The sequence below is a fragment of the Mesorhizobium sp. M0676 genome (assembly GCF_040320535.1).
Lineage (GTDB): Bacteria > Pseudomonadota > Alphaproteobacteria > Rhizobiales > Rhizobiaceae > Mesorhizobium.
Genome location: NZ_JAMYPU010000042.1, coordinates 1 through 16,437 on the forward strand (window position 1 = coordinate 1; position 16,437 = coordinate 16,437).

The 16,437-nt window shown below is 61.4% G+C and carries 7 protein-coding genes; 1 reads left to right on the forward strand and 6 read right to left on the reverse strand.

Annotated features, from left to right (window positions below):
• Positions 1-361 precede the first annotated feature (361 nt).
• Positions 362-562, reverse strand: a complete 201-nt coding sequence (locus NKI35_RS28740) for a hypothetical protein (RefSeq protein ID WP_031244734.1) — start codon at positions 560-562, stop codon at positions 362-364.
• A 141-nt stretch (positions 563-703) separates the two neighbouring features.
• Here NKI35_RS28740 and NKI35_RS28745 point away from each other — a divergent pair, with 141 nt between their 5' ends.
• Positions 704-2,305, forward strand: a complete 1,602-nt coding sequence (locus NKI35_RS28745; RefSeq protein ID WP_352742173.1) for a winged helix-turn-helix domain-containing tetratricopeptide repeat protein — start codon at positions 704-706, stop codon at positions 2,303-2,305.
• A gap of 260 nt (positions 2,306-2,565) precedes the next feature.
• On the opposite strand, the gene NKI35_RS28750 is transcribed toward NKI35_RS28745, so the two are convergent.
• From NKI35_RS28750 to NKI35_RS28770, 5 genes are all read right to left on the reverse strand, one after another.
• Entirely contained in the window at positions 2,566-3,819 is a 1,254-nt protein-coding gene (locus NKI35_RS28750) for an adenylate/guanylate cyclase domain-containing protein (protein ID WP_352742175.1), read from the reverse strand.
• Positions 3,816-4,205: a response regulator gene (locus tag NKI35_RS28755; protein ID WP_023716288.1), complete on the reverse strand. Its 390-nt coding sequence runs from the start codon at positions 4,203-4,205 to the stop codon at positions 3,816-3,818. Before NKI35_RS28755 ends, NKI35_RS28750 begins: the two co-directional genes overlap by 4 nt.
• The gene (locus NKI35_RS28760; protein ID WP_352742177.1) at positions 4,202-9,901 is read right to left on the reverse strand and encodes a GAF domain-containing protein; all 5,700 of its coding nucleotides are present in this window, start codon (positions 9,899-9,901) and stop codon (positions 4,202-4,204) included. The genes NKI35_RS28755 and NKI35_RS28760 overlap by 4 nt, the downstream gene beginning before the upstream one ends.
• Positions 9,902-10,385: 484 nt before the next feature.
• Entirely contained in the window at positions 10,386-13,688 is a 3,303-nt protein-coding gene (locus NKI35_RS28765) for a UvrD-helicase domain-containing protein (protein ID WP_352742197.1), read from the reverse strand.
• Entirely contained in the window at positions 13,688-16,321 is a 2,634-nt protein-coding gene (locus tag NKI35_RS28770) for a PD-(D/E)XK nuclease family protein (protein ID WP_352742180.1), read from the reverse strand. Before NKI35_RS28770 ends, NKI35_RS28765 begins: the two co-directional genes overlap by 1 nt.
• Positions 16,322-16,437 lie beyond the last annotated feature (116 nt).

Below are 16,437 nucleotides of genomic sequence, written 5' to 3' on the forward strand. Positions count from 1 at the left end.
GGGGAGGTCAGGACTATGAAAACGGCGGCCGCGGCCGTCGTGCTGTGTGGAAATCTCATGGCATGCTCCATCAGTGCCTTCGCTTGGAAGGCCAACTGGAGCTCGATCTGATTGTTCCCCGAACGGGATCAGGTCACGGCGAAGTTACATGGCATGCCCCTGTCTGAGGTAGATCAGGGACTTCGTCAGGGAATAATTTCTTCTCCCCTCGGCACAGGAGGGAAGCCCGCCTATTTCTTGCGGGCCTTAGCGCTGTCATTCCGGTTCCTGTCCCAAATCTGCCGGACAGCTTTGCGCCTGACTCCGGCCGCAAGAGATCAGTTTGCGACTTCCCGAAAGCAGACCTTCGTCCCTAATGCCCTTACCAATTCGGATTGCGACGCTGAAGATCAGATGGGTCCGCGAGAGGTGGCCGGAGCGTAGCAATTGTCTCGTAAGGCATCACGTACGCCATCTCGAAGGCTCCGCCCAGAACTTTGGTCATTGCAAGCAGTGCGGTGCCGAAACCGAGTTTAGGAAGCAGTCTTGAATGGGTGACTAGGTGGGTGGCGATATCGACCATGGCGTCCTCCTGTAGCCACGAGCTTCGCCTAGGTTTACGCACAGGTCCTTGGCGCGAACCTGAAAAATCCTGAACAACACTGAAGTTCGCTTTCGCCGTCGCTTCAGCTAAGCTGCTGTCCTCGGACGGGGCACCTCTCGAATGGATATCCACTTCGGACATTACCGGCTGAAACGCGCGAAACGGCAATTGCTCGGCCCGGACGGACCGGTAGAGCTTCCAGCGCGTTGCTTCGATATCCTCGGCACTTTGCTGAACAAGGCTGAATCTGTGGTCGGGAAGACCGAGCTCTTCGACAGCGTCTGGCCAGACATGGTGGTAGGGGACAATACCCTGCAGGTACAAGTGTCTGCGCTGCGCAAGGCGCTTGACCCCGGCATGATAGTGACCGTTCATGGCCGGGGCTACAAATATGCCGGGCCGCGGCCTGTGGAGGTTGATACCGATGACCTCGATGGATCTGAGCTGCATGGGAGCCTGACCACCGACATTCGGCCTGCCGACCGCAAGACCACAATTGCCGTACTCTCGTTCAGCAACATGAGTGGTGATCCGGATCAGGAATATTTCAGTGACGGGATCACCGAGGATCTAATCACCGAATTGTCGCGATACCGTCCCCTTGCCGTCGTCTCGCGCCACTCCTCTGCCTGCTTCAAGGGGACAACGGTCGACATCAAGGAGATCGGGAGCAGGCTCGGAGCGCACTACGTCGTTGAGGGCAGCGTGCGCAAGATAGGCGCAAGCGTCAGGGTAACTGCCCAGCTTATCGAAACCGTGACCGCCAGGCACGTTTGGGCAGAACGATACGACAGGATGGCTCAGGATTTATTTGCCGTGCACGACGAGTTGGTCCGAAGACTTGTCAGCGCCATAGTTGGACAAGTCGAGCAACACACGGAAACCCGGGCGAAAACAAAACGAACTGAAAGCCTTGATGCATATGATCTCTGGTTGCGCGCGATGCATGGGTCCGATGTCTGGACACTCGATGGCAACGCTGCCTGCGAGCGGTTGCTCGAAGAGGCAATAAATAAGGATCCGATGTTCGCGCGAGCGCATGCAAGCCTGGCCTTTTGCCACATACGCACCTCTCAGATGTCACCGGGTTCTCCAAACATCCGCAAGATCGAGGAGGCAGCGCTTCGAAGCGCGGAACAGGCTGTCCGGCTCGATGCAGCGGAGGCGCGAGCACACCATGCGCTGGGATGGAGTCACCTCTATCTTGGTGAGTTCGAACGCGCCCGGTCGAGGTTCGCCATATCAGCTTCGCTCAATCCGAACGACGCAAGCCTCTGTATCGATCGTGCGCTCGCACTGGCGTTTCTCGGCGAGCAAAACGCGGCTGATGAAGCAGCCGAGATCGCTGCGATTCTGCATCCTCTCGGCGGCGATTGGTTCTCCGCCGTGCGAGCAATTGTTCACGTCACTGCCAGACGTTACGACGCCGCTGAAGAGTACTTCGCATTGGCGCCGAGAACCTGGCCTGACATCTTGGCATTTCATGCCGCGAACCTTACCTACCTCGGCGATCGGCAACGGGCTTCGGAACTCATGCGACAGGCTCTCGAGAGATTTGGCCTGCTGTGGTGCGGATCCTCGCCAGCTGTGCAATATGAAGATTTCATCGGCTGGTTCTTCCACGTCAACATGTTCCGGCGTCGGGAAGATCGAGAGCATGTCGACGCAGGCCTGCCGAAGGCGGATCTAATTGCAGCCGCCAGGCACGATGCGCAAGGTTAGCTGCAAAGCAGCCGCCCGCCCACAGTCCCATGCCGGGCGATCGCCGCAAGCAGACGCCGGTGCGGCGAGGCCGTAGGTCGACGCGCAAGCGCGCGGGGAATTGCCCGGCAAATGGACGATGGGTGGCCCCGATGTGCGCCGAATGGACAGGATTGCAAAAAGGCCGATGTCCAAGAGCAGCCAGATGCCTGATGGCGCCAGCGCCCCGCTCCTGCCGTCTATCCGGATAGAATTGACGTCCCATGACGGTCGCGCGAAGATCAGTCGAGGCTGATCCGTGTTCCCTTGGCGCCGTTGAGCAGCCGCTTGAGATGGAAGCTGGCGAGTTGGTCGTCCGGACATTTCCCGATCTGCGCGGCGAAAGCGGTAAGCGCGTTTGCATCTCCGGCCTCCAATCTGCCGAACGCTTCAAGATAGCTCGCCGTCGAAGGATCATCATACTGCTTTGACGACAAAGGCTCGAACGCGCGTAGCGCCTCGGCCCTGCCGCGCAGCATCAGATCGCCGACCGGCCGTCCCCGGAAGCCGTCGACCCTTGCAGCCGCGCTCCCGCTGACGCAGATACGCGTGCCCAACTGCTTGTTGGCGCTTTCCAGCCGCGCCGCGATATTGATGGTGTCGCCATAAGCCGTGTAGTCGAAAAAGCGGCCTCCGCCGAAATTTCCGACCAGCGCCGGACCTGCATGGACGCCGATGCGGGTCGTACCGACCGCGACGCCCTTGTCGCGCCAGCTATCGCGGAACGATTGCGACAGCGCGTCGAGCTCGAGCGCGCAGGTAACCGCGCGCGCCGCATGGTCCTGCTGCTCGCCAGGCGCGCCGAACAAGACATGCAGCGCATCACCGACGATCTTGGCGACGGTGCCTTCATGCGCGAACACGACGTCTGTCATGCCGGCCAAATAGTCGTTGAGGAGCGCGCCTAGCGTGGCAGGGTCGATCGTTTCCACCAGCGTGGTGAAGCTGGTAATGTCGGTGAACAGCGAGGCGACCTCGCGCCACTGTCCGGCTAGCGCCAACCCGTCGGCGTCGCCGGCCAGCCGCTCGGCCAGATTGGGCGAGAAGTAGCGCGACAGCGATGCATGCGCGCGCTCCGCGACCGCTTGCCGCCGATGCGCCTCGTGCAGCACCTCGCGATGCTTCAAGGTCTTGGCGATCGTGGTCTCGAGGTCGGCAAAGTCGATCGGCTTAGTGATGAAGTCGAAGGCGCCTCGGTTCATCGCGGTGCGGATGTTGGCCATGTCACCGTAAGCGGAGACGATGACGGTCGAAAGCTGCTGCCCCTCGGCCTTCTGCAGCTTCTCCAGCAGCGACAGGCCGTCCATACGTGGCATGTTGATGTCGCACAGCACCATGTCAATGTCGCTGTTGCCGTCGATGACGGACAGGGCGTCCACACCATCGCTGGCGAAGAGAAAAATGACCGCGCCGTCGCGGATCTGACGCCGGAACTTCTGGACGATCAAGACCTCGAGATCGGGCTCGTCGTCGACCACGAGGATGCGCGCCGTCACGCCACCATTCCCAGCCGCGTTTCGATCTGTTGCCTGAGCGTCGCAAAGTCGATCGGCTTGGTCAGCAGCGCTTCGGCGCCGTTCTCCAACGCCTTGCGCTTGGTTTCGGCGTCGCCATAGGCGGTGATCATGATAACCGGGACGTCGGGCCGCAGCACCTTGATCTTCGGCAGCAGCTCGAGCCCGCTCATGCCGGGCATGTTGATGTCAGACAGCACCAGGATCAATGTCACCCCTTCGGCGTGGTCGATCTGCTCCAACGCATCGACCGCCGATTGCGCGAACTCCATGGTGAAGCGGCTGGCTCGGATGTCACGGCGGAACTGCTGACGAAATAACGGCTCGACGTCGGGCTCGTCATCGACAACCAGAATGAGGAGGCTCATGCTTCACCTCCCGATTTTGCGAGCGAGGCGGCAGCGCGCGGCAGCACAATCCGGAACTCGGTGAACTCGCCTGGCTGGCTGTCGACGTCGATCGTGCCGGCATGCTGTTTGACGACGATGTCGTGGCTGAGCGACAGGCCGAGCCCGGTGCCCTCGCCGGCTGGCTTGGTAGTGAAGAATGGATTGAACATCTTCTCCTTCACCTCCGGCGGAATGCCGATGCCGTTGTCGCGGATCCTGATTTCGACACGGTCGCCGAGACTTCTGGTCATAGCGGAGAGCGTCGGCTCATAGCCCGTGCCATTCGTCGCCGCGCTCTGCTTGGCCGTTGCATAAAAGCCGTTGGAGATGAGGTTGAGAAGCACCCGCGTGATCTCCTGCGGGTAGAGATCGACATCCCCCGCCTGCGGGTCGAAATTCCGCGTCAGCGTGATGTTGAATCCTGGCTTTTCGGCGCGCGCCCCGTGATAGGCAAGGTTCAGGCTCTCCTCCACGCAGGCATTGATATCGATCGGACGATGATCTCCTGAACCCGCGCGCGAATGCAACAGCATGTTCCTGACGATGGAATCGGCCCGCTTGCCGTGCTGGACCACCTTGTCGAGATTGCTCTTGAGCATGCCTGTCAGCTCGGCAACCTCTTCGCGCACGGATGCCTCCAAAGGCGCGCCGGCCAGCACACTGCTCAAATCATCGATGAGTTCGCCGGAGAGCGCTGAGAAGTTGTTGACGAAGTTGAGCGGATTCTTGATCTCGTGGGCGATACCGGCGGTCAACTGGCCGAGTGAGGCGAGCTTCTCCGTTTGCACGAGGCGGTCCTGCGCGGTCCTCAGATCTTCGAGCGAGCGTGACAATTCGCGGGTACGCGCCTGCACCTCGTCGAACAGCCGGACGTTCTCGATCGCTATGCCGGACTGGTCGGCAAACGTCTCGACGAGCTCGATCTGCCTCGGCGTGAAGTCCCGCACCTGTGACCGCGTCAGCGCGAACACGCCGACCGGCGCGCCTTCGCGCAAGATCGGAACGCATAGAATCGTCCGGTAGCCGCCGAGCTTCTGAAGCTGCGTTGCCCCGTAGTCCGGGTCGGCGAGCACGTCCGACACGTGGACGGCACGGGCTTCGAGGGCCACCCTTCCAGTGATGCTGTCGCGACTAGGGGCAAAGGGATTGGCTTTGGCGAAAACCGCGGCTTCAGGCAAATTGCCGTACTCGGCCGACCACCGGTAGAGATCGCCGTCGCGTTTGAAGATGACGCTCGTGTCCGCGTCGCACAGCTTGGCCGCTGATTCCACCAGCGTGTCGAGAACCGGCTGCAGGTCGAACGTAGAGCGGCTGATCGCCTTCAGCACGTCGGCCGTCGCCGTCTGCTGCTGCAGCGACTCGCTCAATTCCGCCGTGCGCGTCTGCACCTCCTCGAACAGCCGCGCGTTCTCGATGGCGATGACAGCCTGATCGGCGAAAGTCTCGACTAGCTCAATCTGCTTTGGCGAGAACGGCCCGGGCGCCTTGCGCATGACCAGAAGCAACCCCATCAGCTCCGTGCCGCGCAGGAGCGGAACGCCGAGAATGCAGCGAACGCCGCGCTGCCGCGCCACGTCGGTGAAGGTGAACTCGGGATCGGCTTCGAAATCCGGTACGTGAACGGTTTTCTGTTCCAGCAGAACGCGCCCTGACACCGATTCGCGCCCCGGCCGGCGCATGATCTTGGTATGGGCAGGGGCCGCTTCCGGATCTCGGCTGAAGGTCGTGGTCCACTGAAATCCGTCGTCGACCAGACGATAGAAATCGGCAATGTCCGCGTCGCAGAGGTGCGCGGCGGACTCTGCCAGGGTGTCAAGGACGTTCTGCAGGTCGAAGGCCGACCGGCTGATGACCTTGAGCACGTCTGCTGTCGCTGTCTGCTGCTGAAGCAACTCGCTTAGCTCCGCGGTCCGCGCCTTGACCTCATCAAACAGGCGGACATTTTCGATGGCGATCACGGCCTGGTCGGCGAAGGTCTTCAGAAGTTCGACTTGCTTAGAGGCAAGAAAGCCCGTCTCAGCACGCCCGACTGCTATGCAACCGATGGCCAGGCCGTCACGCAGCATCGGCACGGCGACAGCACTGCGCAGGCCCGAAAAAGCCGCCGCGGCGCGATGGGTGAATTCACTGTCCAAGGTGAGGTCCGGGATCTGCGCCACGTCAAGATATAGAATTGCCCGTTCGGCAGCGCTGCCGCGAGTAGGTGCCACGGGAAAGGTGTTGCGCACGATCTCAACGCTTTCTTCGGTGATGCCGTGATGCGCGACGAAATGCAGAAGCTCGCCGTCAAATCGATAGACAAAGCAGAACTGCGCTTCGCATAGACGGGCGGCGCTTTGCGCGATCATATTAAACACTGGCTGCCCATCGGTGGGCGAGCGGCTAATAACGCTAAGCACATCGCTGGTCGCCGTCTGGTACTCCAGCGCCTCTGTGGCCTCCCGTGTCCGCTGCTGCACCTCCTCGAAAAGGCGGACGTTCTCGATCGCAATTACGGCCTGGTCGGCGAACGTTTGCACGAGTTCGACCTGCTTTTCGCTGAACGCGCCTGGCGTGCGGCGGGGCATGGCGAAGACGCCGATCACTTCGCCCTGCCGCAACAACGGCACGGCAAGCATAGCACGATAGCCGGCGCGGTCGCGGGCTTCGGAAAACGTGAATTCCTTATCATTAAGCGCGTCGTCGACGTTCACCACTGCCTTGGTCAGCGCCGCCCGTCCCGTGAACGTCTCGCGTCCCGGTTTGATCGGATGGGTTCGCATGAACTCCAAGTATCCGGGGGGTGTGCCGTGGCTCGCCTCGGGAGAGAAGGACCCATCGCGTGACAGAAATATGAGGCCCATTTCGGCATTGCAGAGTCGGCAGGCGGAAGCGATCAACGTGTCGAGAACGGCCCCTAGATTGAAGGCTGAGCGGCTGATGACCTTGAGCACATCGGCCGTCGCCGTCTGCTGCTGCAATGACTCGCTCAATTCCGCCGTGCGCGCCTCCACTTCTTCGAACAGGCGAGCATTTTCGATGGCGATTACGGCCTGGTCGGCGAAGGTCTGGATCAGATCGATTTGTTTCTCGGTGAAAGGTTGGACCTCCTGACGAGCCAGCACGAGCACGCCGATCGGATTTCCCTCGCGCATCAACGGCACACCCAGCACCGTCCGGAACCAAACCTTGCTGGTCGATTCCAGGAACGTGTATTCCGGATCGGCCAGGACATCGGCCACATGCACGATCTTGCGGTCGAGCAATGCCCGCCCGACCACGGTGCCGCGTCCGGGCGCCAGGCGCTTGTCCTTCACGTACTCCTGCCAATCCGACGAGAGATTGTAGTTGGTGGCGTAGTAAAAGCCTTCCGCCCCCTGCCGGGTGATCCCCGCCATATCCGCCTCGCAAAGCTGTGCGGCCGATTGCGTCAGCGTATCGAGCACCGCCTGCAGGTCGAACGTCGAGCGGCTGATCGCCTTCAGCACATCCGCAGTCGCCGTTTGCTGCTGCAGTGACTCGCTCAGTTCCGCCGTGCGTGCCTGTACCTCTTGAAACAGGCGCACATTCTCGATGGCGATCACCGCCTGGTCGGCAAAGGTCTGGACAAGTTCGATCTGACTATCGGTGAAGGGACCGGGTTCAGGTCGCGTCATTGCGAAGACGCCAATTACCGATCCTTCGCGCATGAGCGGTACACAGAGCACAGCCGAATAACCTCCGAGTCGCGGAGCTTCGGGAAGGCCATGTTCGGTGTCCTTGGTAACATCCGGAATATGGACCACTGCCTTGTCGAGTGCTGTTCGGCCGACCCAGGATTGTCGGTTGATCGGACTCGGATTCGCCTCTTCATACGCGCGATACTCCGGGGTTTGGTCGTAGCCAGCCGCAAGCCGGAAGACATCGCCTTCGCGCATAAAGATGCCAGACGTTTTCGCACCGCAGAGCCTCACCGCAGAATCGATAAGTGTCTGCAGGACGCTCTGCAGGTCGAATGCGGAGCGGCTTATGACCTTTAGCACATCCGCGGTCGCGGTCTGCTGCTGTAATGCTTCGCCAAGTTCGGCGGTGCGAGCTTGCAACTCTCCGAAGAGCCGCACATTGCCGATTGCGATGACGGCCTGGTTGGCGAAAGTTTTGAGCAGGCCAATTTGGCTGTCGCTAAAGGGTCGCGCCTCGATGCGCCGGATCATAAGCGCTCCGATTGCTTTTCCTTCCTGCAACAGCGGAGTGGCGAGAATCGCGCGAAAACCAAGACGTTGAGCCATCATTCGGCCAGTTGCAAACTCCTCTCCAGAGATGGTCAAGTCGTGAACGTGGACCGCAACCCGATCCAATACGGCGCGGCCGGTAACGATGTCGCGCGCGACTGGCAAGCCAGCACTGTCAATCGGAATCGGTCCGTGATGCGCTCCCACAACCAGCCTGTCGGAGCGCAGCAGATAGATCGTTGCGTCATAGGCGTCGCACAGCCGAGCGGCACTTTCAGCGACGGCGTCAAGCACAGGCTGAATGTCCGTAGGAGACCCGGCGATCACTTGCAATATTGCGCCGGTCGCTGTCTGCTTCTCTAGCGCGTCGGCCAGTTCGCGGCCACGCGACCCGACCTCTTCGAACAGCCGCACGTTCTCGATGGCGATGACCGCCTGATCCGAAAATGTCTGCACCAGTTCGATTTCGCGCGTACTGAAGGGCGAGACCGACGAGCGGGCGAGGACGAAGACCCCGGTCACTGCGCCGTCCCGCATCAGCGGAACGCCCAGCAGGGTACGGAAGCCGCCGAGCCGCTGGCCTTCGATGTTGGTATACTCCGGATCGTCGAGAACGTCGGCAATCTGCTCTACTGACCCGCTCTGGGCAACGCGGGCGGCGATGCTGCCCCGGCCCGGCGTGACCGGGAGCTTGTTCATGTGGTCCTGGAATTCTTGGCTCCATCCGATCTGTACCGTCGGCTGCAACACGTCGCCCTGGCGCAGATAGATGTAGCCCATCCCGGAATGACAGAGGTCGGACGCGGACTTCACAAGCGTATGCAGCACGGAATTGAGATCGAACACCGAACTGCTGATCGTCTTCAACACTTCGGCCGTCGCCGTCTGCTGGTCCAGCGACTCAGCCAGTTCACGATTGTGCCCCTCGACTTTCTCGATCAGCCGGGCATTTTCGATCGCGATTACAGCCTGGTCGGCGAAGCTCTCGACCAGCTCGACTTGACGCGGTGAAAATAGCCCGATCGTCCGCCGCGCCAAGCCGAATACGCCGATGGTCTCCTGACCCCGCTTCAGCGGGACTGAAAGTACTCCGCGGAAACTGCCGATGATTGCGGCTTCAGGCCTTTCGTATTCCGGGTCTTCAAGCGCGTCCGCCACATGGATCGTCAATCCCTCCAGCGCGGCGCGGCCCTGGAACGTCGCTCGTCCCACGACATGTGGGTTGGCCCGTTCGTATGCATGCAGCTCAGCAGCCTGCCCGCCGCCTGCCATGAACCGCAGCGTATCGCCAACGCGCAACGTGATTGCGCCCATGTCCGCCCCGGCAAGGCGTATAGCCGAGTCGACTAGCGTCTGCAGTACCGGTTGGATGTTGGTCGGCGACGCGGCGATCACCCTGAGGATAGCACTCGTCGCATTCTGCTGTTCAAGGAGATTGGCGACCTCAGCGGTGCGTACCTGATTTTCTTCGCGCGCCGCTGTCAACTCGGATCGGAGCGAGCTGATCGTGATCTCAGAGTCGGAGTCGGGCCCTCCCACTGAGGTGCTCCTGTTTTTTCTCTGCTCAGTGTCGGCTTTGGCCAGCCCAGCGTCAAGTTTGTGACCTGCAACGCCCGTTTGCGACGCAGCGCGGCACCTTGGCAATGCACCTGAGCGCAGGCTTTCGGAGCTATTGCAGATAGGGGATGCGTCCGAGATGGGGTCGTAGGCGGAGTGCCAGCTTCTCTGCACCTTGTTCTACAACCAGTCGATCAGCTTTCGGCTCAAAAAATCTACCGGTCAGCAATGCGCCCAATCTCGGTCGCTGAGCCGGCGTCAACCGCATCCCAAAAGCAGACACCTAAGCGTGCTCACGAGGCGACGGTTGGCCCTGACCGTTTTGCCTAGCCGGAAATGCCGACAAAAGTGATGCCGTTGGTTCACTTTCCGCCTTCGGTTAACGAAAATTGCCGTCCGCGGCCCTTGAGTTTCAATGCGGGGGTAGGACAGCTACAATTTCGCCGGTGGTCATATAAACGATCGCCCCGCGTGGCGCCGAGGTTGCTTGAAGGTAGCCCTGCAACTGCTGGACATACGCGGCGCGGTGCAGGCCTGTGTCGCGATCGCTCTTCCAGTCGAGAACCTCCAGGACTTTGCCGTCCTTGATTGCGATTGCATCGACACGGCCGGCGAGAAGACTGCCGGCCTCTATCTCGCCCCAGATAGACAGTTCTGGCACAAGCATGGGCAAGAGACGTTGCACATACGGCATCCGGTAGGTCTGCAACGTGGTCGCCGCGAGTTCACCGAGGGCCGGGAGGGGTCCCTCTGCAGGGTCGATGGCAAGAAGCTCGTTGAGAAGACGTTCAGCGCGTGCGGCAACGTCATCCTGGGGTGAGAGTTCGCCGGTCAGAAGTTCCTCCATGAGCTTATGAAGAACCAGCCCGCGTGTCCTGCCAGCGCCAGTGGGCTCTACGTATTCGAACGCGCCGCTCGGTTCGGGTGCCATGGCCGGTGCCAGGATCTCGGCGCGATCCGCATCGTGGGCGCTGGGATTGACCCAGCGCAGCACTGGTGAGGCTGCCTGAACGATGGCGGCTTGTCGTGCGAAAGTGTCTGCGTCCTGAGGTAACGCGGCTGCGTCGAAATTGGCGATCGTTCGTGGCTCGAGTTGGTTGAACCGCAATTCTTCAAGCAGGTCGAATCTCAGATTGAGCAGTTTCGACCACGCGCCTGGTTCGGCCGACGAAAGATTGGGAACGACCAACAGGTCGCGGGCGCGGGTGGAGGCGACATACCACATGCGCTGATGTTCCAGCGCCTGACGCTGTGATTGCTCCTCGCGAGCACGCCTAAGTGCAGAGGAGCAGACACCGCCGATGACCCAGTGCAGCGTGTTGTCGGATTGACGATGGACAAAACGCTCGGAGGGTCTTGCACGCGTGCCCATGTTGATGGGGATCACCACCGGCCACTCAAGGCCTTTGGCGCTGTGAATGGTCACGATCTCGACCGCGTCCTTCGACGCGTCGATCCGGCCCTCCTGCCGCGACGCGCGACGGTCCCAATCGAGCTGGAGATGACGGACAAAAGACCGAAGCCCCCGGACGTCAAATGGCCGCGCCAGTTCAACGATGCGATCAAGATTGGCAAGTGAGCGCGCGGCCCGGTTATTCCCGCTTCGCGCTGACAGAGCGACACGCAGCTGAAGCTGCTCTATGGCCTCGGCCAACAAAATGCGCGGCGTCGTGATGTTCACCCGCGCGCGGAGCTTTTGCAGCGCCTCGAGGATGGGACGGGCGATGCGATGGGACACCAGAGCCGGCGGTGTCGTGATGTCAAAGAGGCCAGTCGGCGAAGCGTCTGGTCCGGCTCGGTGAACCTCTTCTGCGATGTCGAGCAACTCTTCGTCGCTGAGACCGACTATGGGTCCGCGCATGAAGGCGCCGAAGGCAAGCCGGTCGCGCGAATCCGCCAGCATGCGCAGCAGCGCCAGAACGTCCTGGGTCTCCTGCTGGAGCAGGAGCGTCTTGCCGGCCTGCGACGCTACGGCAAGCCCGAGCGTCTCGAGTGCCCGTTCGTAGCGCCAGAGGTCAGTGCCGGTTGGGGCGAGCAGGGCAATGTCGCCCGCTTCAAGGAGGCGCCGCGTGCCATCGTGTTCATCTTCGATTTCGATTGCGCCAACGAGTTTGGAACATATCTGCGCAACGATGGCCGCTTCCTCATCGCGCTGCTCGGGCATCCTCGCCTTTCGGCCGTCGCCAATGGTCACATGGGACGCGGAGGGCAGTCCATGCAAAGCGCCCTCGCGTGTGGCGGTGAGCGCGCCATAGCTTGGCTGACCGCTGGCATCAAGAACCGGTTGGAACACGGCGTTCACATAGTCAATGATGCCTTGCTGGCAGCGAAAGTTGGCCCCGATGTGGACGATACGGTCGTCCCCCAGGCGCGCAATCGTCCGCTTCGCCTGATTGTAGCTGTCGATGTCGGCACCACGAAAGGCATAGATGGATTGTTTGGGATCGCCGACCACAAACAGCGCCCCGTCGCGAATGTCGGCATCCTGCCAGCGATCGGGCATTGCGCGCGCCGCGATCGAAAACAGGATGCTGGCCTGGATGGGATCGGTGTCCTGGAATTCATCAACCAGAATATGCGCAAAGCGTCGACCGACAGCCTCGCGCACGACATCGTTGGTAGTCACCAGGGCGTGGGCGCGCAGCAGAAGGTCGTCGAAATCGAGGACGGCTGCGTCACCCTTGCGGTCAATGTAGAGGTCGGTGACGGGGTCGAGGGCACGTGACATCTGATCGACCATGGCGTCGCCGATCTGGCCGACGAGCTCTGCAAATTGCGTCTCACAGTTAAGGGAATGCGTCTCAGCCTGCTGGTCGAGTTCCGGGCCTTGTTCCTTGCCATAGGCCGATTTCCAATAACCGAGATTGCGCTGCTTCTTAAACGCGAACTCGTTCCATTTCATCGAGGCAGTACGCGGCGGATCGGCAAGTTCCCATAAGCGAGCAAAGGTTGGCTGCGTCTCGAAGCAGTTCTGGTAGAACGCGGCGAGGGTTTCGAACTCACCAACCAGGGTCCCGGTGCGTCGTTCCTTGGGATAGTCCGCTTGCCAGCGTCGGAAGGCACGGACGCTCTCGACAAAATCAATATCCTTGCGCAGCGAGAAGTCGACCGAAACTGTGCCGGCCCCTGGGTGTTCAAGCTTGAGCTTGGCAAGGTCGACGCTGTCCTTGACGACCTTCAAGGGTTCGAACTTGGAAAGGGTCGCGACCGGATCCTCGCCTTCCCTCGCTTGCAGAGATAGGCGGTCAAACAGCCATTTGGAGATGACGCTCTCGAACAGCGCATCGGCCGCAGGCCCATCCATCATTCGCGATCCAGGGTCGAGTCCCGTTTCGACGGCATAGGCCATGATAATCTGCTGGCAGAACGCGTGAATCGTGCACGCGGTTATCTCGTCGAAGGCATCAATTGCCGACCTGAGGACAGCCTTCCTTTCATTGAGCAGCTCAAGGGTTACAGCGCCGCGCAGGACCTTCGGGATTTCTCCTGCCAGCAGTTGGGTTGCGTATTCGCGAATGCGCAGCGACAGCTCGCTGGCGGCGAGTTCAGTGAACGTAATGGCGGCGATGCTGCGGGGCGTCGCACCGTACAACATCAGCATTACGACACGGCCAGCAATCAGCGATGTCTTGCCCGTGCCGGCGGCCGCTTCGACCAGCAACGTCTTGTCGAGTTCCATGAGAACACGACTGCGCTCGAGGGCATCGCTCAGCATCACCGCTCCCTCCAGAGGGGCGCGAGCTTATGCTGCGCGGTGTGGAAACCTTCGTCCTTGCGCCCCTGGTAGCGATCGAGCGCCGCAGGTAGCGCGATCCTGAGTTGGTTGTAGCCAGTGAACGCATCTGGTCCGGGATAGGCGATCCCAGCTCTGAGCCCTTCGACCGCGATATCGATGAAGCGCAGCAGCGTCTCTTGCGCTTGCTCGAGCACGTCGCCTTCAAGACGCGCCGGAGGTTCCATAGTGTCGAGGTAGACGAGACGGGAGATGATCGTGCTTGCCTCGGGGATAAGCTGTTTGATCGTGGTGGCATAGAGGGTGCGCTGAACCTCCGCTCCGCCGCCCAGGATGACGTCGCGCAGATCGCGCGGTGTCTTGCCGGTCTTGTAGTCGGACATCCGGACGCCACGGCGGTCGGGCTTCACGTCGACGCGGTCAATGCGGCCCTTCAAGAGGATGCCGAAACGGCCGATCAGGACCTCTTGGTCTTCGCGCCAGGGATCGGAACGCTTTGCGTGCGATTCTGGCGTGCCGAACGGCACCTCGCTGAAGCTGTGGGTACCAGGACCGAAGCGGTCATCGACCGTTAGTCCGCGGTGGGCCTGTCGCCGTGCCTCTTCGATCGTATCCAGCCAGAGCAACCGCGGCGGCACGGCCCGGGTCGGCGGCCATTGTTCCGCGATGCTGTTGGCGGCTGCCTCAAGCGCGCTCTCGATTTCTGCTGGCGTTGCGCTGACAAGGCTGGGCATGCGCTCGACGGCGAGGTGCAACAATTCATGCACGAGCTCACCGAAGGTCATCGCATCGAGTTGCAGCGGCTGAACCGCCAGCTCAGGCGCGGTCATCCCCAATACTCTTAGCCACACATAGCCCAGGGGATCACGCAACAGCCGCCGCAGCGACGTCGCGGATTGCGGCAAGCCCAGAGCTCGCAAAACAGCCGGATGGTCCTTTCGGAACCCGCCGTCATGTGGCGTTGTCTCAAGCCTGCGCGTCCAGTTGGTCCAGCAGGAAATGACGCTCTGCATGCGCGGCAAGGCGAGCGCATCCTCGGCGCGAGCCAGCAGGCGATCACCCTCGCTGAAGGCATGGTCCGGCGTCCTCGTGCGGGAAAGGGGACGCTCGGCAACCTGATGCTGCAGCAACCCACTCTTGGCGAGGAACGCGCCTTCGGCCGATCGCCTGCTGCGCGATAGCGTCACCTTGGAATCAGGATGGCCGGTCAGAATCTCGAAGGCCAACCGATCCCGCTCGAGGCGGGGCAGGTCGACCAACTCGCGTGCGTTGAGCACATGGTCAGGCAGGAGCGGATCCGCGTTGTCGCCACGCGGCCAGCTTCTGCTCGAAAGGCCAAGCAGACGCATGTGCTTGCGTGGCGCGCCAACCAGATCCGACGCCGGTGCCCAGACCACATTGTTGGCAGGGTCTCTACCGTCGGCGATGCGCAACGAGGTCAAGGTCATCTCCATTGCCGCCGCCGGCGCCAAACGAAGGGCCTCCTGCCAGAGCCCAAGGCTGCTGCCGCGCAGCAGCAACTTTCCAAGTTTGACCGCTCCTTTGGGGCCGTCCACAAGGTCATTAAGCACCGGCATGACGACCGTCGCGATCGGGGAACCGTCGGTCCGGGAGAGTGTCTCCAGACTTCGCGCCCAATGTACCGGCTCGAAAAGGCCCGCCTCGGTGGAAATTCCTTTCATCCAGTCAGCCGGAAGCGCCTCCGACAGGTAAGGAGACAGCAGGGACAGACGGCGAATGCGATCCTGCGACAGGCCGTTGATCATCGCATCGGCGAGCGCCGCGCAGGTCTGGCCGGCGCGCGTGCTCAAGGCTGAGACGCCGCCGGCGAAATGGATCGGGAGACCAGCGTCCGCCGCCAGGACCAGCATGTGATCATCCCACATGCTCAAATCAGCACTGGCGATCGCGATGTCGCAGGCTTGTGTCACACCATCGCTCAACAACGCGCGCGCCCAACGAAGCGCTTCAACCACCTCCGCGCGCGGGTCGGCGCAAACCTCACAGATCAGATGTTGGGGGGGATGCAGGGCGCTTCCCAGGATCGCACCGGGAAACCAGCTCCGGTCGCGCGTGCCTGCCGCGTCCCACGTGATTTCGACGACAGAGGCGAGGGCCTCGATGAGCGGCCGCCAGAGCGGGTCGACGGAAACGAGCCGGTGGAGATGGAGAGGGCCGACGACGGCGGGTGCGTGAGCGATGCGCGCAAGCGCCCGATCGCGCAGATCCCCGGGCAACAATGCGCCGATTGGGAGATGCTCGCGCAGAAAGGCTTCGATGCGACCGAGGTCGCTCAGCCTGGCCCTCGCATTGAGAGGATCGTCGAGGCGAAGGTCAGCGGCCCACACACGCTCCAGGCTTGAGAGAACAGCGCGCGCCATGCCAGGCCTCGCCTTCACCTTTTCGAGCTCGTCAAAAGTAATCTCTGCAAGTGCTTGAGCAACGATCGGCACAAGCGTTGCGTGATCGGCCGGTCGGCTGAAACCACCCGCAAGGCGCGCCGCGAGCAGCGGAACCGTAGCGACATCGAGACCGTGGTCACCTGTTCGCGCGGCTGCGACACGCTGCATGCGAAAGGCCAAGTTGCCTTCAACGACGACGGTGTGACGTTTCATGCTGAAGAGGACACTTGTTGCGGCGCTACAAGCCGGTCTTCCGACGGTAGATTCTGACGTATCGTAGATCAGGGACCCTGAACTGCAAGGCCGCCCTGTACTAAAGCACCCTGGCC

Bases quoted from the DNA above. Each gene is read 5' to 3' on its own strand.
- NKI35_RS28740 (WP_031244734.1), bottom strand. From the start codon at position 562: ATGGTCGATATCGCCACCCACCTAGTCACCCATTCAAGACTGCTTCCT.
- NKI35_RS28745 (WP_352742173.1), top strand. From the start codon at position 704: ATGGATATCCACTTCGGACATTACCGGCTGAAACGCGCGAAACGGCAA.
- NKI35_RS28755 (WP_023716288.1), bottom strand. From the start codon at position 4,205: ATGAGCCTCCTCATTCTGGTTGTCGATGACGAGCCCGACGTCGAGCCG.
- NKI35_RS28765 (WP_352742197.1), bottom strand. From the start codon at position 13,688: ATGCTGAGCGATGCCCTCGAGCGCAGTCGTGTTCTCATGGAACTCGAC.
- NKI35_RS28770 (WP_352742180.1), bottom strand. From the start codon at position 16,321: ATGAAACGTCACACCGTCGTCGTTGAAGGCAACTTGGCCTTTCGCATG.